The organism is Cohnella fermenti (assembly GCF_004801405.1).
GTDB classification, from domain to species: Bacteria; Bacillota; Bacilli; order Paenibacillales; family Paenibacillaceae; genus Cohnella; species Cohnella fermenti.
In genome coordinates this window covers 96,802-120,552 of the sequence record NZ_SSOB01000022.1, presented here as the reverse complement: position 1 = coordinate 120,552, position 23,751 = coordinate 96,802, and the positions used below count along the sequence as shown (strand labels likewise).

The following is a 23,751-nucleotide window of genomic DNA, read 5'->3' as shown; positions in this document are numbered from 1 at the left end:
TTCACCTGGAATCGGCACTTTGGGGCGACGGAGGGAGAATGGAGGCGGTTTTTTACTCGCTGGTTATCAGACTTTTTTATAATTAATAAAGAAATCCTTTATTGACATTAAACTCATCCGACTGCTATGATTTCCCCAATACCAATTAATTAGGTAGGAATAGTAATTTTAAAAAACAATTGGAACAGGGGTGCATTTATGATGAATCATGCTAAACAGAGAAGGTATTCATTCCAGCTTCTGCTCGTCCTCGCGTTAATCGTATCGGTGCTGTCCGCTTGCGGATCGAACGGCAATTCGGGCTCCAATGCCTCGCCGTCGCAGAGTGCCAAGCCGTCCGAGAGCGCAAGCTCGGGTGCTTCGGCCAGCCCAAGCGCAAGCCCGAGCGAGACCCCGAAGAAGGACCCGGTCGAGCTGCTGAACGTCTCGTACGATCCGACCCGCGAGCTGTATGTTGCCTTCAACGAGAGCTTCGCGAAGTATTGGAAGGAGACGACGGGGCAGACGGTTACGATCAACCAATCGCACGGCGGATCGGGCTCGCAAGGACGTCAGGTGCTCGACGGTCTCGAGGCGGACGTGGTGACGCTGGCTCTCGCGTACGACATCGACGCTCTGGCGGACGGAGGCTTGCTTAAGGAAGACTGGCAGAACCAGTTCGAATCGAACAGCTCTCCTTATACGTCCACCATTGTTTTCCTCGTTCGCAAGGGCAACCCGAAGAACATCAAGGACTGGGACGACCTGATCCGCGACGACGTCGAGGTTATCACGCCGAACCCGAAGACATCCGGCGGAGCTCGCTGGGCTTACCTCGCCGCATGGGGCTACGCTGCGAAGCAGAACGGCGGAGACGAGACGAAGACGAAGGAATTCATCAAGCAGTTGTTCGCCAACGTGCCGGTTCTGGATTCCGGAGCGCGCGGGTCGACAACTACGTTCGTGGAACGGAAGATCGGGGACGTGCTGCTGTCCTGGGAGAACGAAGCTTACCTCGCGAAGAAGGAGTACGGGGACGACTTCGAGATCGTCACGCCGTCTATCAGCATTCTGGCGGAGCCGCCGGTCGCGATCGTCGACAAGGTTGTCGACAAGCGCGGGACCCGCGAGGTCGCCGAAGCTTATCTGAAGTACTTGTACACGCCGGAAGGTCAAGAGATCGCGGCGCAGAACTTCTACCGGCCAAGGCTGCAGGAAGTGGCCGACAAGTATAAGGACCAATTCCCCGAGCTCAACCTGATCACCATCGACGAGGAGTTCGGAGGCTGGAGAGAAGCGCAGAAGAAGCACTTCAGCGACGGCGGCACGTTCGACGAGATTTACACGAAGGGGTAAATCGACGATCGGCTCCGTTAGCAACGTAAGCAGCAAGGCTCCTAACTCATAAGAGAGGGAAGATCGAACATGGCGAAGAGCCGCGGCAAGAGCGTTCTACCGGGCTTCCGGCTTACGCTCGGCTTCACCGTATTGTATCTCAGCTTGATCGTTCTCATCCCGTTGGCCGGCCTCGTCGTGAAGACCGCCGGCCTGACTCTCCCGCAATTCTGGGAGACGGTGACGAGTCCGCGCGTTGTCGCTTCGTACCGGATAAGCCTCCTGACCTCCTTCTTCGCGGCTCTGGTCAATGCCGTCTTCGGCTTGCTCGTCGCATGGGTGCTCGTGCGCTACCGGTTCCCGGGCAAGAAGCTCGTCGACGGGCTGATTGACATCCCGTTCGCCCTGCCGACGGCGGTTGCGGGCATCGCATTGACGTCGATCTACGCGCCGAACGGCTGGATCGGCCAACTGTTCGACCCGCTCGGCATCCGCATCGCGTATTCGCCGATCGGCATTACGATCGCGCTCATCTTCATCGGGGTGCCGTTCGTCGTCCGGACCGTTCAGCCGGTGCTTCAAGAGCTGGAGAGCGATATGGAGGAAGCGTCGGTTCTGCTCGGCGCCTATCGCTGGCGGACGTTCCGCAAGGTCATTCTGCCGGAGCTCGTGCCCCCGCTGCTGACGGGCTTCGCGCTCGCCTTCGCGAGAGGCATCGGCGAATACGGCTCCGTCGTGTTCATCTCCGGCAACATGCCGATGAAGACGGAGATCGCGCCGCTGCTTATCGTCACGAAGCTGGAACAGTACGAGTACAGCCAGGCAACCGCCATTGCGCTCGTGCTTCTTATCCTCTCGTTCGGGCTGCTTCTGGTCATCAACTCGCTGCAACGGTGGAGCAATCGCCGTCTGCGGTCGAGCTAGGGAGGGAAAGCGCATGGCTGGAGCCGTTACGACCGTAACCGCCGTCTCGAATGAGGCCAAGCCGAAGCACCTGACGGAAGCCCGCTGGGTTCGGGGTGTTCTGATCGGTATCGCCCTGCTGTTCGTCGGCGTCGTTATCCTGCTTCCTCTGGTCACCGTCCTGTTGGAGGCGTTCCGCAAGGGATGGGATACGTATTGGGCCGCGATCAAGCATCCCGACGCGATATCCGCACTCCGACTGACGCTGACGACCGCATTGATCGCCGTTCCTCTTAATACGATTTTCGGCGTGGCGGCGGCTTGGGCGATTACGAAGTTCACCTTCCGCGGCAAAAACCTGCTGATCACCCTGATCGACCTGCCGTACGCGGTATCGCCGGTCATCTCGGGTCTGGTGTACATTCTGCTGTTCGGCGCGCAAGGCATCTTCGGACGGTGGTTTATCGACCACGACATCAAGATCGTATTCGCGATGCCCGGCATCATTCTCGCCACCATGTTCGTCACGTTCCCGTTCATCGCCCGCGAGCTTATCCCGCTTATGGAGACGCAGGGCAATCAGGACGAAGAGGCGGCGGTCAGCCTCGGTGCGCGGGGCTGGAGAACGTTCTTCCGGGTGACGCTGCCGAACATCAAGTGGGGTCTTCTGTACGGGATCATCCTGTGCAACGCAAGGGCAATGGGGGAATTCGGCGCCGTCTCGGTCGTCTCCGGCCACATCCGGGGGCAGACGAACACGCTGCCGCTTCATATCGAGATTCTGTACAACGAGTATCAGTATACGGCCGCTTTCGCGGTGGCTTCGCTGCTGATGCTGCTGGCGATCGTTACGCTGATTATCAAAAGCTTGATCGAGAGCAAGCTGGAACGAAGCAAGCATGGGGACTAGATGAAGGAGGAGATCGGCGATGGCGAAGCCGTTGGAATTGAACGAGAGCTGGCTGGAGAGAATCTCGGACGCCGTGTCCGGCTTGCAATACGGATCGGTGCAGATCGTCGTGCACGACGGAAGGATCGTGCAGATCGAACGGACGGAGCGCCGTCGCTTCGACGAGGTGAACGAACGCCGCGCCGCCGGCCCGCATCGCGATCCGAGAGAGCAGGCGAAGCCGCGGGAGCCGCAGCGCGAATCGCTCGGACCGGTGTCCGAGCGCCAGGGGACGTGACAAACAGAAGAACCCGGAATCCTCGAAGGAGGGCGCCGGGTTCTTCTGCGTTATTCGCCTGCGAGCAAGCAAGCGAGGGACATGCGGTGCGATTAGGTGTTCAGGAACTTGACGATGACCGCGATCGTGAAGACGACGAACATGAAGCCGAACATGCCTCCGAAGCCGAAGACCAGATCCTTCAGATCGTCGCGTGGCTCTTCGTTAATGTGCAAGCGCGGGTCTTGAGCTTGAGTATTCTCCATAGGGATTCCTCCTGAAGCGATCATTATTCCTAGTATAACCAACTTCTCATTTCGTTGTAAAGCGTGGACTTGACAAGTTGTGGACGGCAATAAGAACACCCATTCCCCTTCCGGCTGTGCTACAATAGAAGTCAGGTCGGCGAACGGCCGATCGATTACCGCATACAAGGAGGTCTCCGGGATGGAGACATCGAAGCAAGGGGGCTTCAGTTCCGTTATCGGCGCGGAGCAGGCCGCGGAGAACATTCGCCACAAGCTGGCCCTTCTCCCCGAGCGTCCGGGCTGTTACTTAATGAAGAACGGCGAAGGAACGATCATCTACGTCGGCAAGGCGAAGGTGCTGAAGAACCGGGTCCGTTCCTACTTCACGGGAAGCCATAACGCGAAGACGCAGCGGCTCGTTGCGGAGATCCGCGACTTCGAATACATCGTCACCGCCAGCAACATGGAAGCACTTATTCTCGAATGTAATCTGATCAAGCAGCATTTTCCCAGGTATAATGTGCTTCTGAAGGACGACAAGTCGTTCCCTTATCTGAAGATAACGAGCGAGGCCCATCCGAAGCTGGAGGTCACCCGGCGCATCGTCAAGGACAAGGCGAAGTACTTCGGCCCGTATCCGAACGCGTTCGCGGCTCAGCAGACGAAGAAGCTGCTCGATCGGCTGTACCCGCTGCGCAAGTGCAAGACGCTGCCGGACAAGGTGTGCCTCTATTATCATCTCGGACAATGCCTCGCGCCATGCGAGTATCCGGTCGAGAAGGCAGAATACGAGCGGATGACCGGCGAGATCTCGAGGTTCCTGAACGGCGGGCACGGCGAGATCAAGAAGGAACTCCAGCGGAAAATGGAATCGGCAGCAGAGGAACTCGAGTTCGAGCGGGCGCGGGAGTACCGGGACCAGATCGCGGCGATCGAGGCGACGATGGAGAAGCAGACGATCACGATGCACGATACGATGGACCGCGACGTGTTCGGCTATGCGGTCGACAAGGGCTGGATGTGCGTGCAGATCCTCTACATGCGCCAGGGGAAAATGATCCAAAGACACGTCTCGCTATTCCCCTTCTACGGGGAAGCGCACGAGGACTTCCTGACGTATGTGGCGCAATATTACAGCGACAATCCCGCTCTGCCGCGCGAGATGCTGCTGCCGGATGCCCCGGCGGCCGTAGAGGCGACGGCGACCGCGACAAGCGATATCGCGGCGGCGAAGGTCGCCCGCGAGGGCGATGCGGAGGAGCGCGAGGAGGACGAGAGCCGCGAGGGAGACGAGGAGAGCACGGACTTCTCGCGGTCGCTTCACTCCTGGCTGAACATCAAGGTGCACGTTCCGAAGCGCGGGACGAAGCGCAAGCTGGTCACGATGGCTTGCGGCAACGCGAAGGTGGCGCTTGAGGAGAAGTTCCGCTTGATCGAACGCGACCAGGAGCGCAGCGTCGGCGCGTCCGAGGGATTGGCGCAGCACATCGGCATCCCGTCCGCGCGCCGGATCGAGGCGTTCGACAACTCGAATATTCAGGGCTCGAACCCGGTGTCGGCGATGGTCGTGTTCACGGACGGCAAGCCGGATCGGAAGGAATACCGCAAGTACAACATCCGCACCGTCCAGGGGCCGGACGACTACGAGACGATGCGCGAGGTCATCCGCCGCCGGTACGAGCGGGTGCTGAAGGAAGGCTTGCCGCTGCCGGACCTGATCGTCATCGACGGCGGCAAGGGGCAGATCGCGTCGGCGATCGACGTGCTCGAGAACGAGCTCGGGCTGGACGTTCCCGTGTGCGGCCTCGCCAAGGACGAGAAGCACCGCACATCGCAACTGCTCGTCGGCGATCCGCCGGAGGAGATCCCGTTGCCGCGCGACAGCCAGGAGTTCTACCTGCTGCAGCGCATCCAGGACGAGGTGCACCGCTTCGCGATCACCTTCCACCGCGAGAAGCGCGCGAAGTCGATGATCGCGTCGAAGCTTGACGCGATTCCCGGCATCGGCGAGAAGCGCCGCAAGCAGCTGCTTAAGCACTTCGGCTCGCTGAAGGCGATTCGCGAGGCGAGCGTGGAGGACTTCCGCGCCGTCTCGATCGGCGAGGCGCTGGCCCGCCGCATTCTGGACGCGCTGAACGAAGGCGAGGGGGAGCGGGAGGCCGAGTCGAAGCCGGAGGCCGCCCAGCCGGAATAGCAATGACCGCCCGAGCTTCTCTCTGCGGAGAAGGCTCGGGCGGTTGCGGTTAGAGGGATGGGCCGACGAGAGGGGCAGATGAGTCGTGGTGACTCAACTGGCCCCGGTAACCGGCGAGCGGGGCGGCCAGATGAGTCGTGGTGACTCATTTCAGTGCCTCTGCGCGCCTGTCGACGCTTCAGTTGGGTCGTGGTTACTCATCTGCACCCATCATGCTCGCTCAGACGCCCGCACTTGAGTAATGGTGACTCATCTTGGTCCCTCCACGCGCCTAATGCTGCTTCAGTTGAGTCGTGGTTACTCATCTCGAGATGGACATGCGGCGGTTGGCGATCAGATGAGTCGTGGTTACTCATCTCGGGGCGGTCACGCGACGGTTGGCGGTCAACTTGGGTCCATGGTGACTCAACTGGCCCCGCCAACCGGCCGGCAAGGTGTTCAGATGAGTCACCACGACTCATCTGGCCCTCTCGGGATACCGCGCATTCGCCGACAGCCCCGACAGCGCGTCGATGTGCGGGCCAGGAGCATCCTCATTTCTATCTACTCCATGCCCTACTCCACGCCGGGCCGACTCTTGGAGAACCGGCCGTGCAGCTTCCATAGCGCGAGCCCGACGAGGGCGGGCATCGTCATGCTGATGAGGCCGCTGACGGGATCGTACGGCAGGCCGTCGAATATAAGCTGCACGCTCATGAGAATGGCGTCGAGCGTTACGTGGGCGAAGATGACGGCCATGAGGCCGAAGCGGAGCAGGAACCAGCCGATCAGGACACCGATGATCATGAGCTCGATGACGCGCGATTGGACCGGATAGATCGGATAGCCGACGTGGCCGAACGCCCAGAACAGCGACGGTGGCAGCATTGCGGCGAAGGTGAGCGCCCCGGCGGCGAGGCGTCCCGGCTCCCGCCCGGTCACAAGGCGGGCGAGCCCGATGAGCCAGCGGCGGAAAAGCGCGAAGGCGAAGAAGCGATAGATAAGCTCCTCCGAGATGCCCGCACACCAGGCGAGAGACGGAAGCAGCCACGGGTACGTCATGTTGTAGGTCGACTGCGATGCGTCCGAGCCGGTGAACGAGCCGAGCCAGCCGTCCAGGCCGAGGAAGATGACGGACTGGGCGCCGAGGATGATGAGGCCGAGGCCGTAGCCCGTCTTCATGCTGCGCAGCACCTGACCGCCGAAGTCGGCATCCCGCCAGGAGGGCCACAGCTTGAAGCCCATGGAGCGCCACAGGCCGTCTCCGCCGGATGCGGAGAAGGACGTCAGGATGGCGGTGGCCGCCAGGATGAAGACGTTCAGAATAATGAGCGCCTCCACGGAGCCGTCCGTCGAAGGGGCTCCTTGGCCATCCGACTGGGAGCGGAATCCGGCGATCATGTTCCAGGTGAACGCCGCGTAGAGGCCGAAGTACGCAAGCGAGAGCAGCCAGCCCCGGCGCAGCGAGGTCCAGCGGCGATAGCGGATGGCATACGCGATCGAGAGGACGAACAGCACGATCATCGGCAAGAGGTAGCCGGTGAGCGACCACTTCGTCGCGCGCTCCTCCTGCTTGTCGAGATAAGCCGTGAACGAGTCCGGCAGCAGAAGTCGGTATGAGATCGATTCGTTCGGCTTGACGAGAAGCTGCAGGCGAGCTTCCCCTAGAGGAGCCTTCCTCGACTGGTAGACGAAGTCGCCGTTCTCGGTCACGCCGCCCGTCGCTTCCCACTCCGCAGGCTCGTAGCCCCACGTCTTCAGGAACGCCTTCACGTCGGAGGCAGAAGGAGAGTCGGAAGCAGGAGAAGCGGAAGTTGAGGCGGACTGGGCGTCGTCGTAGACGGGCGAATTGGAGGCGGTTGGATCGCTTGCGGCCCCACCGGCCTCCCCGAACCACGCCCAGCCGACAAGCTTGCCGGTCAGCATGTGCAGCTCGAGGCGGAGCCAGCGTCCGTCCGCGAGCTGCAGATCCGCCCGGTACACGTCGGTAGGATAGCTGGCGTCCCACTGCTCCTCGTAATCGCCCAGCAGCTTCTCCCTCGACAGATAAGCGATCGCATCGTTGTCGCTTCGATGCGTGAGCTGGGTCGCCGCCACCTGCCCGCGTTCGATCCCCCAGCGGGACTCGGCCAAGCCGAAGGCGGCTGCTTGCGCGTCGTCGCGGGACAGCACGCCGGTGCTCTCTTCCGTCAACATAGTGCGAATGCCCGGCCCGACCTGAATCCAGAGGAAGGCGAGCAAGCCGATTATGGATACAACAACCCAACGTCTCGAGAACAAGGATGATCACTCCGTTCGCCATCGCGGCAAGTAAACGCATACAGTCGGGGCGCAGGCCCTTTTTGCTACAATTCTCGTGGCCAAACTCTTTAAATGGTTGTATGATCGAGAGAATGAGGAAGAATCATCGTCATCCTCCCCATTAAGGGCCGTACAGCCGCCCAGCGAAGCGGAATAGGGCAAAATCTGCCCAATATCGCGCTTGTCCCGGCCGGGCAAGGGGGCTATAATTCGTTGAGGCGGATTGCCGCTGTCAGCCGTGCGCCTGCCGCACGCGAATCGCGCGAACGAATGCGCCTCTTACCATCATACTATCCAGCCGAATTTCTGCAAGAAAACGGGGGAACCAAACGCACGCGAGCGGCCCGTCCGCACGCGGCACCCGGGGTGAATTCCGAGCGCCTCCCGGCGTTATCGGATAGGGCTCACTGTTTCAGGCCCGAACCCGTCAGCTAACCTCGTAGGCTGCTATTGGAACAGGACTCGTGTCTAAGCACTGGAGCTCCAGTGCTTTTTGTTTTGTTCTTCTCCCTTGCGGAGAGATTAATATTAGCCGAGAGATCACGACTACAGGGCAGAATCGGGGGGAGAGCGAATTGTACAAGCAAGCCAAAGGATGGCTCGCCTCATCCCCGCCGCGGGCGTTAACGCTGGGCTTCGTCGCCATCATTCTGGTCGGCGCGATCCTGTTGAAGCTGCCGATCTCGTTGAAGGACGGGCAATCGATCCGCTGGATCGATGCGCTGTTCACATCGGTGTCCGCCACCTGCGTCACCGGCCTTGTCGTCGTCGATACGGGCACGTTCTTCTCCGTATTCGGGCATTGGGTCATCCTTGTTCTCGTGCAGATCGGCGGCGTCGGCTTCATGACGATGGGCACGCTGTTCGCCCTCTTCCTGCGGCGGAAGGTATCGCTGAAGGAGCGGCTGATTCTGCAGGAATCGCTTAACCAGAACAACCTGGAAGGCATTATCCGTCTCGTGCGCCGCGTCATCAACTATGCGCTGACGATCGAGCTCGCCGGGTCGCTCCTGTTCACCCTTCGCTTCATGCTGGACATGCCTCCGGGCCGGGCTTTGTATTACGGGATTTTCCACGGGGTGTCGATCTTCAACAATGCGGGCTTCGACCTGTTCGGCGACTACCGGAGCATGTCGAATTACATATCGGACCCGTTCGTTAACATTCTCTCGATCATCCTGATTATTCTCGGGGGCCTCGGCTTCGTTGTACTGGCCGACCTCGTCGAATATCGGCGCAACCGGCGGCTGTCGCTTCATTCGAAGGTGGCGATCTGCGTCACGCTCCTGCTGTTCGTCGTTGGCGCCATCGTCATCCTGCTCTTCGAGTTCACGAACGAGAAGACGCTCGGACCGCTCGGCACGGCGGACAAAATCTTCGCGGCGCTGCTCCATTCCATGACGCCTCGCTCGGCCGGCATTACGACGATCGACGTGTCGTCGCTGCGGCAGGCGACGCAGTTCCTGCTCGTCATCCTGATGTTCATCGGGGTCTCCCCGGGCTCGACGGGCGGGGGCATCAAGACGACGACGTTCGCGGTGCTTATCGTTGCGGTGCTGGCGGTGTTCCGCGGCCGCGAGGATGTCGTTCTGCTCCGTCATACGATCGAGCGGGAGCGCGTCTACAAGGCGATCACGGTGACGCTGTTCTCGTTCCTCATCGTCGTGGCCGGAACGATGCTGCTCTCGGTTACGGAGAATCATACGTTCATGGGCGTGCTGTTCGAGTCGACGTCGGCGTTCGCGACGGTCGGCCTCTCCACCGGCCTTACGCCGGAGCTGACGGACGCGGGCAAGCTGATTCTGATCCTGCTCATGTTCATGGGCCGGCTCGGGCCGTTCACGCTGTTCTATGCGGTCGGGCCGAAGCACGGTCGGCCGCTGTACCGGCACGCGGAAGGCAAGATCATCATCGGGTAAGGGTGCCCCCTCAAAAAAGCGCCAGCATACGAGAGAGAGTCCAAGAGGAGGAGAACCGAATGTTCGCGAGCAGCTTGAGATGGATCTACGGATCTCCGCCGAGACTCTTGATGCTGGGCTTCGCCGCCATCATTGCGGTCGGCACGCTGCTGCTCGGGCTCCCGGCGGCAACGGTCGCCGGCGAGACGACAAGCGTGATCGACGCGCTGTTCACGGCGACGTCCGCCGCCTGCGTGACGGGGCTCGTGACGCTCGACACGGGGACGCACTGGACGCTGTTCGGCCAGCTTGTCATTCTGGCGCTGATCCAGGTCGGCGGCCTCGGCTTCATGACGATGGCGACGCTGTTCGCCTTCTTCCTGAAGCGCCGGATCTCGCTGCGCGAACGGCTCATTTTGCAGGAAGCGCTGAACCAGACGAGCATGGAAGGGATCGTGCGGCTCGTCCGGCGGGTTATCGTATACGCGCTCGTCATCGAGCTGACCGGAGCGATCCTCCTGTCCGTCCGCTTCTTATTGGATATGAGTCCGGGCCGCGCGATATACTATGGGATTTTCCACTCGGTGTCCTTCTTTAACAATGCCGGCTTCGATATTATGGGCCAGTACAGGAGCCTCACCGACTATGCGGGCGATCCGGCCGTCAATATCGTCTCGATGCTGCTCATCGTTCTCGGCGGCCTCGGCTTCATCGTTCTGTCTGACTTGATCGATTGGCGGAGAACGCGGCGGCTTACGCTGCATTCGAAGGTTGTGCTCGCCACGACCGGCTTCCTAATCGGCTTCGGGGCGCTCGTCATCTTCGTCTTCGAGTATACGAATTCGGCGTCGATGCAGCCGCTCGGCTTCGGAGAGAAGCTGCTCGCCGCGTTCATGCAGTCGGTGGCGCCGCGAACGGCCGGCGTCAACTCGCTCGACATCGCCTCGCTGCGGCAGGCGACCCAGTTCTTCCTTGTGCTGCTGATGTTCGTCGGGGCGTCCCCGGGCTCGACGGGCGGCGGGATCAAGACGACGACGTTCGCGGCGCTGATCGGCGCGGTGATCGCCATGATCCGGGGCAAGGACGATGTCGTCCTGTTCCGCTACCGGCTCGCGCAGGAGAGAGTGTACAAGGCGCTGACGATCACGCTCCTGTCGCTTACGCTGATCCTCTTGGCCACGATGCTGCTGTCGGCGACGGAAGACCATCATTTTCTAAAGTTGTTGTTCGAGGTGACGTCCGCCTTCAGCACCGTCGGCATGACGATGGGACTGACGCTGGAGCTGACTATGTTCGGGAAGATTGTCATCATTGTTCTGATGTTCATCGGAAGAATCGGACCGTTGACGATGGGCTATGCGCTCGGGCGGAAGCCGGGGCGGGTGCTGTTCCGCTATGCGGAAGGCAAGATTATTATCGGGTAGGAGAAGGATGACTACATGAAGATGCATCAGTTCGTCATCATCGGCTTGGGAAGATTCGGCTCGAGCATCGGCAAGGAACTTATTCAGCTCGGCTACGAGGTGCTCGGCATCGACCGGAATGAGGAGACGGTGCAGGAGCTGAGCAAGGTGCTCACCCACGCCGTTGTCGCGGACGCGACGGAGGAGGAGGCGCTTCGTTCGCTCGGGGCGCGCAACTTCGACTGCGGCGTCGTGGCGATCGGGGACGATATCCAGGCGAGCATTCTGGCGACGATCCTGCTGAAGGAGCTCGGCGTGAAGAAGGTCGTCGCGAAGGCGGTGAACGAGCTGCACGGCCGGGTGCTGGAGCGGATCGGCGTCGATCGGGTCATCTATCCGGAGCGGGACATGGGCATACGCGTCGCGCATCAGCTCGTATCTCCGAACCTGCTCGATTATATCGAGCTGTCCAAGAAGTACACCATCGCCGAGCTGGCGGTGCCAGGCTGCCTGACCGGCAAGTCTCTTGCGGACGTCAATCCGCGGGGGAAGTACGGCTGCAGCATCGTGGCGATCAACAAGCCGAAGGGGATCATCATTGCCCCGAACGCGGAGGATGTGCTGACCGAGCGCGACGTCATGGTCGTCATCGGCACGAACGAGTCGATCGAGCAGTTCCAGGAGTCGATCGGCTCCTGAGCGGACTGGGAATAAGCGAAGCTCCGCGGAATGTTGGTCTCCATTGGCGGAATGTTGGTCTCCATTGAATGAGAACCCTCCTCTTCGCTCACGCTAAGGGCAATGTCCATGCGGGGGGAAAAAGGGGATGGCCGGATGCTAGGCGATTGGGTTGGCGGATGGAGAAGCGGCTGGGGACGAGGATGGAGACGAGCGCTGGCGGGCATGCTGTGCGCGCTGCTGCTTCTTCTGCCGATGGGAGAGGCGTCCGCCGGCGGGCGGGAAGCCGGAAGTCTTGACAAGCCCTCCGGCGCGAGCTGGGCGGAGATGCAGCGGCGCTACAAGGGCGCGTTCGTGCTGTCCGCCCCGAAGCCGTCGCGGCAGGTGGCGCTGACGTTCGACGACGTGCCGGATCGGCGCTATACGCCGCTTGTTCTGAACGTGCTGAAGCAGCAGCGCGTCAAGGCGACGTTCTTCGTCGTCGGCAGCCGGGCGCTCCAAGCTCCGGAGCTGGTGAGGCGCATTCATGCGGAAGGCCATGCGATCGGCAACCATTCGTTCGATCATCCCAACTTCTCGAAGCTGGGAATCGCGGGAATGAGGAAGCAGATTCGCGCCACCGAGGCTGCGCTGCAGAGCACGGTCGGGTTCGCGCCGCGGCTTATTCGCCCGCCGTACGGCGAGATCCGGCTGTCGCAGCTCGATTGGGCGCAGAAGATGGGCTACACCGTCGTGAATTGGGACGTCGATTCGTCGGACTGGCGGCAGCTCAGCGCCCCGCTTGTGTTCCGGAACGTGACAAGCGCGGTCCGGCCGGGCTCGATCATTCTGCTTCATGCGGGCGGAGGAACGGGGCAGAATCTGTACGGCACGGTCAAGGCGCTGCCGAAGCTGATCGAATGGCTGCGCGCAAGCGGCTACGAGCCGGTGACGCTGCCGGAGCTGCTCCAGCTCCCCGAGAGCAAGAGCGACTGAGACCGTATATTGGCGCGAAGCGGCATGAAGTGCGCGGATACCGAGTGCGGGGCGGAATTGTAGCGCGGCGGGCGGGATTTTATGCGAAGAATCACCTATAAGTTGAATCGTGCGGGAGGGGGGGGGCCGGGCATCTCGCCGGACTCGCCGATACAAGAAATTTATGTGAAATTTCACATTCGAGCGTCGCGATAACGGGCAGGTTGGACGATTCTATATGAAAAATAGCTTATATAGAGAAAATTCCGGCTTCAGTTGCCGCATATATGCTAAAAATCACATAAAATGCCGAGATAGCGGCTCATTCAAACCGATGAATGTGAAAAACCACATAAAATCGAGCAAAAGCCGGCGGATCAGAGGGCAAAAGCCGTCGGACCGGAGGTACGAACAGCGTGGGGTGGAACGGTCAGGGCGCGATGTCTCGACCGTCATCCTTATGCGAAAAACCGCTATGACAACCCGAACGGTTGTCCCCCCTGCGATACGGGCCAACGGAGCGGGAGAGGAGCGCCGCGCACAACGCCTAGAGATCAGCTTGCCAGGCATCCGGTACGCGGCACCTCCTCCCCCCGCGCGCCTTCTCCCCCGCACCTTTTCCCCCTCTGGAGGCATTAGGTCTCCTCTCCCGTTCGTTCAGGATCGGAAGGAGTGGGGAACACCCGGCGGCGGTCGGGGTGCGGCGAAGAGCCAAGAGGTTCCTGAGCCGCGGGGAGAAGAGGCATAAACGCGCAGAAGGGGGATAGCGGCCTTGTCTTTACCATAATATGGGAATTATCTGGCGAGGAGGCGGAGAGAAGAAGAGATAGCGCACGGCGGGATGAGAACGTTCGTTGGATCACCGATCGCGAACCCCGCCACTCCCCTCTGTCTCGCCTCACAGCGACAAAACCGACCGCGCCGGACCCGATCTGGATGTATGCTGAAGGCCAAACGGATTTTTTTGGTCGCGCTATTCCAGAATGTACAGCTTCACGTTCTGGAAGCCGAATTCCGAGACGTTCGCCGGCGTGTCCGGAATGAAGATGTCGATGCGGTTGCCGACGATGGCGCTGCCGGCGTCCGAGGCGGTGGCGATCATGCCGCCCGCGGGGAGCCCGGCGAAGTTGTAGCCGGCGATGTACACCTTCGTCCCGAGCGGGACGACCTTCGGGTCGACGGCGATGGTGCCGAGCTTCAGCGCGTTGCCGAAGTAGTCGACGGCTCCCCAAGGGTTCTCTTCGATGGAGGCGGAATAAGCGCTTGCCTTCATCGTAATCGCCTTGGAGTAGCCGAGGACGGCGCCGGATGCCGTCGTGACGGTGTTGGCTGCGGTCGACGTTGTCGCCGCGGCCTTCATCGTCGCTGCGGTTGTCGTCGTTGCCGCGGCCTTCGCTGCGCTCGCCGTCGTCGTCTTGGCTGCGGTGCCGGACGGGATCGCAATCTTAAGTCCCTTATAAATGTTGAGAGGGTCGATCTTCGGGTTCGCGTTCATCAGGGACGCCAGCGGGACGCCGAACTTCTTGGACAGCGTCCAGAAGGTGTCGTTGTCCGTTGCCGTATAGGTCGTTGCGGCGAAGGCGTTCATGGCGGGAAGCATCAGGGCTCCGCCGAGAGCGAGCGCGGCGGCCCGTCTTCCGAGCTTGTGCAGGTTCATGGATGAGTCCTCCTTGGCGCCCGGCCGGAATGGCACGGAATGGCAATGGTCCGGGCTGCTTCCATCCGAGGATACCATACCCTGTCCGCGCGGCGGAACTGGGAACTGCGCCCATTAGAGGACTTTAATCTGCCGCGGCCGTCCCGGCTCTCCCGAAGTAAGCGATCGTCTCCTCGATGAGGTACTTCGTCGAAGCGGTCATCCAGACGGGCTGACTGTAGATGAGGGAAGTCGTCCGCTTGGTCAGCTCGAACTCCGAGATCGGAATGACGAGAAGGCCGTTGTCCTCCATCAGCTCGGGGCGAATGTACGATCGCGGCAGCAGCGTGCCCGCGCGAAGCGGCGCGAGCAGGCGGATGATCGCCTCGAAGGAGTCGATCTCCATGCGCACGTCCGGCTTCAGTCCGTACCTCCTCAGCAGCTCGTCCGTCATCGTCCGGTACCAGGTGCCGGGGGAGAACAGGATCATCGGCATTCCGTTTAGGTTTTCCACCGGGAAGGGACTGCGCTCAATGGTATGAAAATGCAGCTTGGGAAGGACAAGCATCAACGTGTCTTCGAATAAGGGTATACTTGTAATGGAAGGATCGTCTTCGACCGAAGAGGCGACGATCCCGAAGTCGACCTTGCCCTCCTTGACCAGAGTCGCGATCTCGTGGGACTTGCCGGTGATGGCTTTGATCTCGATGTGCGGATGCTTCTCGGTCATGGAGGCAATCAGGCCGGGCAGCGTCGTCTGGAGCGTCGTCAGGCTGGCCCCGATTGTCGCGAGCGTCGTATCGACGGAACGATAGGCGTTCAGCTTCTGCAGATAGTCGGAATAGGAATGGCGAAGCTCGACTGCGAATTCATAGGTGATCTGGCCGGCGGGCGTCAGCTCAAGCCGCTTCCCGATGCGGCGGAACAGGTCGACGCCAAGCTCGCGCTCCATGCGCGCGATTCTCCGGGACAGCGCGGGCTGCGTGACGTTCAGTCGCTCGGCGGCACGGTTCAGGCTCGTATGTTCGACGACGGTGGCGAACAGCTTCATATCTTCCAGCATGGGGCTCCTCCTTCGCTTATGTTAATAAGTTATAAGAAGTAATAAGGAATTAGCAATTCCATTATAAGCGAAAATAGGTTAACCTAGAAAGCGTGACGAAATGGTGACGGTTGGACGCTTTATGGCCAAATTTGGACTTATAAGCGATCCAGGCGCGTCAACCGGACGGACTTGAAAGGAGCAAGCACAACGACATGAGCGGAAACTCGTTTTTACCCCGCAAGCTTCATTCGTTGCTCGGAGTCATCCCGTTGGGATTGTTCTTCATCGAGCACGCCCTGACGAACTACTCGGCATTCGAGGGGGGCAAGGAAGGCTTCCAGGACAGCGTGAGCGGGCTGCATGACCTGCCGCTGATCTTCTTCTTGGAGCTCTTCATGATCTGGCTGCCGATTCTGTTCCACGGCATCTATGGCCTGTACCTGGCCTTCACGTCGAATCTGAACGTCGGCCGCTTCAACTACGGGCGCAACTGGGCGTTTGCGCTTCAGCGGATTACCGGGGTGTTCACGTTTATTTTCGTCATCTGGCATATCTGGCAGACGCGGGTTCAAGTCGCCCTCGGCAATACGACGAACGAAGAGATCGGCCAGCACATGCACGACATCGTGACGCAGCCTGGCTTCTTTATTCTGTACTTCGTGGCGGTTCTCGCAGCGACCTTCCACTTCGCCAACGGCGTGTGGGCATTCCTCGTCAGTTGGGGAATCACGATCGGTCCGCGCGCCCAGAAGGTATCTTCGCGCATCTGCATGGGCATCTTCGTCATCGTTGCCGTTCTGTTCATCCTGTCGTTGTTCGCCTTCCGCAGCGATGAGTTCGCTTCGGCGTCCGCAGCCATCGACAGCTTGAGCCCGGCAATGCTCGGTTAAGAGGAGGAGTAGCAATGGCTAAAGGTAAAATCATCGTAGTCGGCGGCGGTCTCGCGGGACTTATGGCAACCGTCAAAGCGGCGGAAGCCGGCATGAGCGTCGACTTGTTCTCGCTTGTCCCGGTCAAGCGTTCCCACTCCGTGTGCGCGCAAGGCGGCATCAACGGAGCTGTCAATACGAAGGGCGAAGGCGACTCCCCTTGGGAGCACTTCGACGATACGGTATACGGGGGAGACTTCCTCGCGAATCAGCCGCCGGTCAAGGCGATGTGCGAAGCCGCTCCGGGCATCATCCACCTGATGGACCGGATGGGCGTCATGTTCAGCCGCACGCCGGAAGGCCTGCTTGACTTCCGCCGGTTCGGCGGCACGCAGTACCACCGCACGGCGTTCGCCGGCGCGACGACGGGCCAGCAATTGCTGTACGCGCTGGACGAGCAGGTTCGCCGCTGGGAAGCCGCAGGGCTCGTGCAGAAGTTCGAGCATTGGGAGTTCATGTCCGCGATCATCGACGACGACGGCATCTGCCGCGGCATCTCGACGCAGGACCTGCGCTCGATGGAAGTGAAGACGTTCCGCGGCGACGCGGTTATTCTTGCGACGGGCGGACCGGGCATCATCTTCGGCAAGACGACGAACTCCGTCATCAACACCGGCACGGCGGCGAGCGCGGTCTATCAGCAAGGCGTTCATTACGCGAACGGCGAGATGATCCAGATTCACCCGACGGCCATTCCGGGCGACGACAAGAACCGCCTGATGAGCGAATCGGCCCGCGGCGAAGGCGGACGCATCTGGACGTACAAGGACGGCAAGCCATGGTACTTCCTCGAAGAGAAGTATCCGGCGTACGGCAACCTCGTGCCGCGCGACATCGCGACCCGCGAGATCTTCGACGTGTGCGTCAACCAGAAGCTCGGCATCGACGGCGAGAACAAGGTTTTCCTCGACCTGTCGCATAAGGACCCGAAGGAGCTGGACGTCAAGCTCGGCGGCATCATCGAGATCTACGAGAAGTTCACGGGCGACGACCCGCGCAAAATTCCGATGAAGATTTTCCCGGCTGTTCACTACTCGATGGGTGGACTGTGGGTTGACTATAACCAGATGACGAACGTGCCGGGTCTGTTCGCCTGCGGCGAATGCGACTACCAATATCACGGCGCGAACCGTCTCGGCGCGAATTCCCTGCTCTCCGCCATCTTCGGCGGCATGGTGACGGGACCGAAGGCGATCGAATACGTCAAGGGCCTCAAGAAGTCCGCGGACGACGTATCGGAGAGCGTCTTCGCCCGCGAAGGCAAGAAGCAATCCGACAAGTACGAGTCCATCCTGAAGATGGACGGCACGGAGAACGCCTACGTGATCGCCAAGGAGCTCGGCGAGTGGATGACGAACAATATGACCGTCGTTCGCTACAACGACAAGCTTGAGCAGACGCTGGGCAAGATCAAGGAGCTCAAGCAGCGCTACACGAAGATCAACATCAACGACACCGCCCAGTGGAACAACGCGGGCGTCGCCTTCACGCGCCAACTGTGGAACATGCTCGAGCTGTCCGAGGCGATGACCAAGGGCGCCCTGCTGCGCGACGAGAGCCGCGGAGCCCACTACAAGCCGGATTTCCCGGAACGCAACGATGAAGACTTCCTCAAGACGACCTTGGCGAAGTGGACGAAGGAAGGGCCGGAGATCTCCTACGAGGAAGTAGACGTCTCCCTGATCAAGCCGCGCAAGCGCGACTACACGACGAACAAGCACTGAGGAGGAGGGGGAAAAGATGGCTGAAACGGCTACGGCAACGGCTACTGCGAAGCGTACAGTCAAGTTTATCATTACCCGTCGGGCGACGCCGGATTCCGAACCTTATACCGAAGAGTTCGATATTCCGTACCGCCCGAACATGAACGTCATCAGCGCGCTGATGGAGATCCAGCGCAATCCGGTCAAGGCCGACGGCGCGAAGACGACTCCGGTCGTCTGGGAATCGAACTGCCTCGAGGAAGTGTGCGGCGCCTGCTCGATGGTCATCAACGGCAAGCCGCGTCAGGCTTGCTCGGCGCTGATCGACAACCTGGAGCAGCCGGTCCGCATCGCGCCGATGACGACGTTCCCGGTTGTCCGCGACCTCGTCGTCAACCGCCAGCGCATGTTCAACGCGCTGAAGCGCGTCAAGGCGTGGATTCCGATCGACGGCACGTACGACCTCGGCCCCGGCCCGCGCATGGCGGAATCGAAGCGCCAATGGGCATACGAGTTGTCCAAGTGCATGACGTGCGGCGTCTGCCTTGAGGCGTGCCCGAACGTCAACGACCGTTCGAGCTTCATCGGCCCGGCGCCGATCTCGCAGGTGCGCCTGTTCAACGCCCACCCGACGGGCGAGATGAACGCCCACGAGCGCCTCGACGCGCTCATGACCGATGGCGGCATCGAAGGCTGCGGCAACTCGCAGAACTGCGTGCGCTCCTGCCCGAAGGGCATCCCGCTGACGACCTCGATCGCGGCGATCAACAAGGACACGACCAAGCACATGTTCAAGAAGTGGCTTGGCATGTAACATTGCATTCGCACAAAACCCGTTCGGCCGCTGGCCGGGCGGGTTTTGGCGGCTTGTGGGCGCGGGATAGGGCGAGAGCGCGAAGAATCCCGCCTAGCGTCCCGCCCCTCGTGCCGATCTGGGTGCCAGCAAACGATGGATGGTAGGAACGAGAGAGACGTGGAAGCGGAAGTAGCGAGGAACCAGGAAGTGGAGAACAAGGTTACTGGTGGGAGAGGAAGCGAGAGGAAGCAGCAGAGTGCGGCGGGGACAGGAACGGTATTCGGTGGAAGAGGTGCGGAAGCGGCGAGGAACGAGGGAGTGGAGAGCGAGCGTTACGGGCGGGAGGAGGGGGCGAGCGGAGGAGGGGGAACGAAGCTGCCCGCAACAAATTCCAGCGAAAGCATTGTGTTCCTGATATCCTCTTGTTATCATTGATAATGATTATCAATAATATTATTGCGAGAGGTGACCGTTACGGAACCACAAACGCAAACGCACAAGCAAACGCAAGCCAAACCCGATGCTGCCGCAAAGGCCAATGCGACAAATGCTGCCGCATCTACGGCCAACGCGTCTGAGGCCAACGCGACAAAGCCCAACGCGTTCGAGGCCAGCACCTCCAGGGCCAACGCGACAAAGCCCAACGCATCCGAGGCCAGCACCTCCAAGGCTGACGCTTCCAACGCCGGCACCCCCAAGGCCAAGCGGGCGAAGCCGCCGTCCCCGATGGCGCGCCTGAAGCCATTCCTGCTTAAGCGGAAGGCCGCGCTCGCGGGCTCGATCGCGACGGGGGTTATCGCTACCCTGATGGGGCTTGTTCCTTATTGGGTGATTTACCGAATCGGCGTGGGGCTTGTCGACGGCAGTCTGCTGGACGATCAAGCGCAACTGACCACGCTCGCCGCCACGGCGTTGGTGGCGATTGTGCTCAAAGGACTGCTGACGGCCTTGTCGACGAATTGGACGCACCGCGTCGCTTACGATGTCGTGTACGAGGTTCGCATGGCGTTGGCCGATAAGCTGGCGAGGCTGCCGCTCGGCTACTTCGACCGGACGGACAGCGGCAGAATCAAGCATACGCTGAACGAGGATGTGGAGCAGCTTGAGGAAGGCATCGCCCACCTGCTTCCCGATCTGACGGCCAGCACGGCGCTGCCGATTCTGTCCTTCGCGATCATGTTCGCGATGGATTGGCGGATGGGGCTGGCGGTGCTCGCCTTCATCGCCGTCACGGTGGGCGGCTATGCGGTGGTCATGACCTTCCTGAAGCCGCTGCAAGCCGGATTCGGTCCGGCGGGAGCGGCGGTCAGCAGCGCGATTCTGACGTATGTGTACGGCATGAAGGTCATTCGCGCTTTCTCCCGGACCGAGCTGGCGTTCGGGACGTATGCGGAGGCGGTCCGCCGCTTCTCGGACACTTCCTCCGAGATCGAGAGAAAGGGGATGCCGTTCAAGACGATCGCGGTGGTGCTCTCGCGGACGGCGCTGCTCATTGTCGTTCCGTCCGGCGTATGGCTCATCGCTCGCGAGCAGATGACGATTCCCGTGCTTGTTTTCTTTATTCTTATGTCCTTGGGCGTGGGCGCCGCTCTGTTCAAGATGCTGCGTTCCAGCGGCATGACGGCGTTCCGGCTGGCCGCAGCGCTCAAAGGCGTCAGCAAAATGCTCGAAGAAAAAGAGATGGCCGCAGCCGAGCAAGCTCAGTCGCCGAAGGATGCGAGCATTCGCTTGCACAACGTCACCTTCGCCTATGACAAGCAAACGGTGCTCAGCGATGTGTCGCTATCCATTCCCGCCGGAACGATGACCGCGCTGGTCGGGCCCTCCGGCGCAGGCAAAACGACGATCGCCCGGCTGCTCCCCCGCTTCTGGGACACGGACAGCGGCAGCGTGACGATCGGCGGCGTCGATGTGCGGGAGATGAACGAGGAACGGCTGCTGTCGTTTGTATCGTTTGTTTTCCAGGAGGCGTATCTGTTCCGGGGAACGGTCATGGACAACATTCGGCTCGGCAAGCCCGACGCTTCGGACGAGGAGGTCATGGTCGCAGCCCGACGCGCCGGCTGCAACGAGTTCATCGAGCAGTTGCCGCAAGGCTATCGCACGATGATCGGCGAAGGAGGAATGACGCTCAGCGGGGGGCAGCGGCAGCGGATCAGCCTCGTGCGCGCCGTGCTCAAGGATTCTCCGATTATTGTGCTCGACGAGGCGACGGCGCTTGTCGATCCGGAGAACGAAGCCCGCATTCAGGATGCGATTGCAGGGTTGCTTCATCCGGCTACCGGCGAACCGAAGACGGTTGTGGCGATCGCTCACCGGCTGGGAACCGTCATTCACGCCGATCAGATCGTTGTTATGGACCAAGGCCGCGTGACGGCAGCCGGGACACACGACGAGCTGCTGCAGACCAGCGAGCTGTATCGCCGCATGTGGGAATCGTACGAGGCCGGTACGGAGGACCTGGAGGAGGAGCGGCTCGTTCCCGACGCGGAACGCACGGAGCGCAGGCCGGCGGCAACGGCGGTTGCGCAACCGCAGGACACGAGCACGGCATCGGCGGGCAAGGGACAATCCGGCAAGCCGGAAGCGGACGATCCTCACCGCCGTCTGGAACAGATGTCCTCCTTGCAGCAATCGCTGCTGCTGGCCGGGGAGAAGGGGAACAAGCTGAAGGGGGCGCTCGTATTTTCGTTTTTCGAGAATATTTTCGCCGCGCTTGGGTCCATCGCCGTAATCGTTGTTCTGCATGAGCTGCTCGCCGGACACACGGACAAGGCATGGCAAGCGGTCGGCTGGATGGCGCTCATGTTCGTCGGGCAGGGGCTGTTCTACTATCTGACGAATCGGTGGAGCTTCCCGCTGTTCGGCCATTACTTGACGCACATTCGGCTGTATCTGGGAGATCGGCTGCGCAAGGTTCCTTACGGCTTCTTCTTGCAAAAAGACGCTTCCGTGCTGGAATCGAGAGTGAAGACGGATGCGGGCAGTTACATCTACGTGCCGTCGATTGTCGTCGGCCTGATCAAAGCGTTTGTCATTCCGCCGCTCATTCTTCTCGCCATGCTGTGGATCGATTGGCGGCTTGCGCTGGTGTCGCTGGTCGGCGTTCCGCTAAGCGTTATCTCCGCAGGGCTGGCGGAGCGGAAGCTCAAGCTGATTATGCAGAAGCTGTCCGTCGCGCGCCAGGCGGCGAATAGCCGGATTCTGGAGTATATTCGCGGCATCGCCGTCATCCGCTCCTTCGGCCTCGCAGGCAGCCGGATGAGGAGCTACGACGAGACGATTCGCGAATACAGGGATGCCAGCATCGCGATCAATCGGGAATTGACGCCTTACACGGCGATCTACAATGTCGCGTTCGAGCTCGGATTGTCGCTGGTGCTCCTCGTCGGCGGGATCTTCGTGGGACAGGGAACGCTGGAGCCGTCCGGCTTCCTCGTCTTCCTCGTGCTTGCGATCTGCTTCTACGAGCCGCTGCCGCTTATGGATTACGCCATGTTCAAGCGGATGTTCGCGACGACGGTAGGCCATATGAACGATATTATCCAGGCCGAGGACATGGCGGTGCTGCCGTCCGCCGCTCAGGCTGGCCGCGGCAACGAGATCGCATTCCGCGATGTGACCTTCGCGTATGACGACAAGCCCGTTCTCAACGGATTGAACCTGGTCATCCCGGAGAAGGGAACGACGGCGCTTGTCGGCCCTTCGGGCGGAGGCAAGACGACGATGCTGCATCTGATCGCGCGCTTCTGGGATGTGCAGCAGGGCTCGGTGACGATCGGAGGCGCGGACGTGCGCAGCATGAGCTCGGACGAGTTGATGCGGAAGCTCGCATTTGTTTTCCAGGATGTGTATCTGTTCAACGATACGGTCGCGAACAACATCCGCTACGGCAATCCGGATGCGAGCATGGAGCAGGTCATCGAGGCGGCCCGCAAGGCGCGGTGCCACGACTTCGTCACGGAGCTGCCGGACGGCTACGAGACGAAGGTCGGCGAAGGCGGCGGGCTGCTGTCGGGCGGCCAGCGGCAGCGCATCTCGATTGCGCGCGCGATTCTGAAGGAGGCGCCGATCATCCTGCTGGACGAAGCGACCGCCAGCGTCGATCCGGACAACGAGCGCTACATTCAGGAAGCGTTCGAGGAGCTGGCGCGCGATCGGACGGTCGTGATCATCGCCCACCGGCTGCACACGGTGCGCCGTGCCGATCAGATCGTTGTGATCGACGAAGGCAGGGCGGTGCAGGCCGGCACGCACAAGGAGCTGCTCGCAAGCGGAGGGATTTACCGCCGCTTCTGGGAGGAGCGCCGCAGAGCCCAAGGCTGGGTGCTGCGCAGAGCCGCCGAAGAGGCGAGCTTATAGAAGGAGCAGAGATCGCCCCTCGTTCGGCCAACTAAGCCGGGCGGGGGGCGATTGCGCTTGTGCTTGGAGCTTCCGACCGAACCTCCGAACCCGTCAGCCACTGGCTTTTATATGAACAACATTCGCACAGTCCGATAACGGATCATTTGGGCGATTGCCTCCCCATCCAAGCCGACGAATGTAAAAAAACATATAAAATTACAGAGGTTCGGATATTCTCCATCCACCGCGTAATCGTCAGG

At 60.8% G+C, this 23,751-nt stretch carries 19 protein-coding genes and 1 riboswitch; of the genes, 14 read left to right on the top strand and 5 right to left on the bottom strand.

Going from position 1 to position 23,751, the window contains the following annotated elements; all coding sequences use genetic code 11:
• Positions 1–201: 201 nt before the first annotated feature.
• The 4 genes from E6C55_RS17915 (at position 202) to E6C55_RS17900 (ending at position 3,404) form a co-directional block, all read left to right on the top strand.
• The gene (locus E6C55_RS17915) at positions 202–1,335 is read left to right on the top strand and encodes a sulfate ABC transporter substrate-binding protein (RefSeq protein WP_136371185.1); all 1,134 of its coding nucleotides are present in this window, start codon (positions 202–204) and stop codon (positions 1,333–1,335) included.
• 69 nt (positions 1,336–1,404) lie between these two features.
• Complete coding sequence (cysT, locus tag E6C55_RS17910; RefSeq protein ID WP_136371184.1) at positions 1,405–2,238, top strand: sulfate ABC transporter permease subunit CysT; 834 nt, start codon at positions 1,405–1,407, stop codon at positions 2,236–2,238.
• Between the two features lie 13 nt (positions 2,239–2,251).
• Positions 2,252–3,127, top strand: coding sequence for a sulfate ABC transporter permease subunit CysW (cysW, locus tag E6C55_RS17905; protein WP_136371183.1), 876 nt, complete (start codon positions 2,252–2,254; stop codon positions 3,125–3,127).
• A gap of 19 nt (positions 3,128–3,146) precedes the next feature.
• Positions 3,147–3,404 carry a YezD family protein gene (locus E6C55_RS17900; RefSeq protein ID WP_136371182.1) on the top strand — a complete coding sequence of 86 codons (258 nt, stop codon included), beginning with the start codon at positions 3,147–3,149 and terminating at the stop codon, positions 3,402–3,404.
• 92 nt (positions 3,405–3,496) lie between these two features.
• On the opposite strand, the gene E6C55_RS17895 is transcribed toward E6C55_RS17900, so the two are convergent.
• Complete coding sequence (locus E6C55_RS17895) at positions 3,497–3,649, bottom strand: YqzM family protein (protein ID WP_136371181.1); 153 nt, start codon at positions 3,647–3,649, stop codon at positions 3,497–3,499.
• Between the two features lie 181 nt (positions 3,650–3,830).
• On the opposite strand from E6C55_RS17895, the gene uvrC reads away from it, so the two are divergent.
• Positions 3,831–5,825 (top strand): excinuclease ABC subunit UvrC, encoded by a 1,995-nt coding sequence (gene uvrC / locus E6C55_RS17890; RefSeq protein ID WP_136371180.1) that lies wholly within the window; start codon positions 3,831–3,833, stop codon positions 5,823–5,825.
• 555 nt (positions 5,826–6,380) lie between these two features.
• On the opposite strand, the gene E6C55_RS17885 is transcribed toward uvrC, so the two are convergent.
• Positions 6,381–8,084: a CPBP family intramembrane glutamic endopeptidase gene (locus E6C55_RS17885; protein WP_136371179.1), complete on the bottom strand. Its 1,704-nt coding sequence runs from the start codon at positions 8,082–8,084 to the stop codon at positions 6,381–6,383.
• Positions 8,085–8,391: 307 nt separating this feature from the next.
• A riboswitch (cyclic di-AMP (ydaO/yuaA leader) is annotated at positions 8,392–8,566 on the top strand.
• Positions 8,567–8,680: 114 nt separating this feature from the next.
• Here E6C55_RS17885 and E6C55_RS17880 point away from each other — a divergent pair.
• The 4 genes from E6C55_RS17880 to E6C55_RS17865 all read left to right on the top strand — a co-directional run bounded on the left by E6C55_RS17880 (position 8,681) and on the right by E6C55_RS17865 (position 13,059).
• Positions 8,681–10,024, top strand: coding sequence for a TrkH family potassium uptake protein (locus tag E6C55_RS17880; RefSeq protein WP_136371178.1), 1,344 nt, complete (start codon positions 8,681–8,683; stop codon positions 10,022–10,024).
• A 59-nt stretch (positions 10,025–10,083) separates the two neighbouring features.
• Positions 10,084–11,427, top strand: a complete 1,344-nt coding sequence (locus tag E6C55_RS17875) for a TrkH family potassium uptake protein (RefSeq protein WP_136371177.1) — start codon at positions 10,084–10,086, stop codon at positions 11,425–11,427.
• A 15-nt stretch (positions 11,428–11,442) separates the two neighbouring features.
• On the top strand, positions 11,443–12,105 hold the full coding sequence (locus E6C55_RS17870; protein WP_136371176.1) for a potassium channel family protein: 663 nt from the start codon (positions 11,443–11,445) through the stop codon (positions 12,103–12,105).
• A gap of 135 nt (positions 12,106–12,240) precedes the next feature.
• Positions 12,241–13,059 (top strand): polysaccharide deacetylase family protein, encoded by an 819-nt coding sequence (locus E6C55_RS17865; protein WP_136371175.1) that lies wholly within the window; start codon positions 12,241–12,243, stop codon positions 13,057–13,059.
• 952 nt (positions 13,060–14,011) lie between these two features.
• Here the strand turns inward: E6C55_RS17865 and E6C55_RS17860 are convergent.
• Positions 14,012–14,695: a 3D domain-containing protein gene (locus E6C55_RS17860; RefSeq protein ID WP_136371174.1), complete on the bottom strand. Its 684-nt coding sequence runs from the start codon at positions 14,693–14,695 to the stop codon at positions 14,012–14,014.
• 124 nt (positions 14,696–14,819) lie between these two features.
• Entirely contained in the window at positions 14,820–15,737 is a 918-nt protein-coding gene (locus tag E6C55_RS17855; RefSeq protein WP_136371173.1) for a LysR family transcriptional regulator, read from the bottom strand.
• Positions 15,738–15,931: 194 nt separating this feature from the next.
• On the opposite strand from E6C55_RS17855, the gene E6C55_RS17850 reads away from it, so the two are divergent.
• The 4 genes from E6C55_RS17850 to E6C55_RS17835 all read left to right on the top strand — a co-directional run bounded on the left by E6C55_RS17850 (position 15,932) and on the right by E6C55_RS17835 (position 19,582).
• The gene (locus E6C55_RS17850; protein ID WP_136371172.1) at positions 15,932–16,609 is read left to right on the top strand and encodes a succinate dehydrogenase cytochrome b558 subunit; all 678 of its coding nucleotides are present in this window, start codon (positions 15,932–15,934) and stop codon (positions 16,607–16,609) included.
• Positions 16,610–16,623: 14 nt separating this feature from the next.
• Positions 16,624–18,372, top strand: coding sequence for a succinate dehydrogenase flavoprotein subunit (gene sdhA, locus E6C55_RS17845; protein WP_136371171.1), 1,749 nt, complete (start codon positions 16,624–16,626; stop codon positions 18,370–18,372).
• A 16-nt stretch (positions 18,373–18,388) separates the two neighbouring features.
• Entirely contained in the window at positions 18,389–19,165 is a 777-nt protein-coding gene (gene sdhB, locus E6C55_RS17840) for a succinate dehydrogenase iron-sulfur subunit (protein ID WP_136371170.1), read from the top strand.
• A 135-nt stretch (positions 19,166–19,300) separates the two neighbouring features.
• Positions 19,301–19,582 carry a hypothetical protein gene (locus E6C55_RS17835; protein ID WP_136371169.1) on the top strand — a complete coding sequence of 94 codons (282 nt, stop codon included), beginning with the start codon at positions 19,301–19,303 and terminating at the stop codon, positions 19,580–19,582.
• On the opposite strand, the gene E6C55_RS17830 is transcribed toward E6C55_RS17835, so the two are convergent.
• Positions 19,576–19,830, bottom strand: coding sequence for a hypothetical protein (locus tag E6C55_RS17830; RefSeq protein WP_136371168.1), 255 nt, complete (start codon positions 19,828–19,830; stop codon positions 19,576–19,578). The two genes, E6C55_RS17835 and E6C55_RS17830, sit on opposite strands and share 7 nt — an antisense overlap.
• Before the next feature lie 43 nt (positions 19,831–19,873).
• Between E6C55_RS17830 and E6C55_RS17825 the strand changes: the two genes are divergently transcribed.
• Positions 19,874–23,509, top strand: coding sequence for an ABC transporter ATP-binding protein (locus E6C55_RS17825; RefSeq protein WP_136371167.1), 3,636 nt, complete (start codon positions 19,874–19,876; stop codon positions 23,507–23,509).
• The last annotated feature ends 242 nt before the right edge of the window (positions 23,510–23,751 follow it).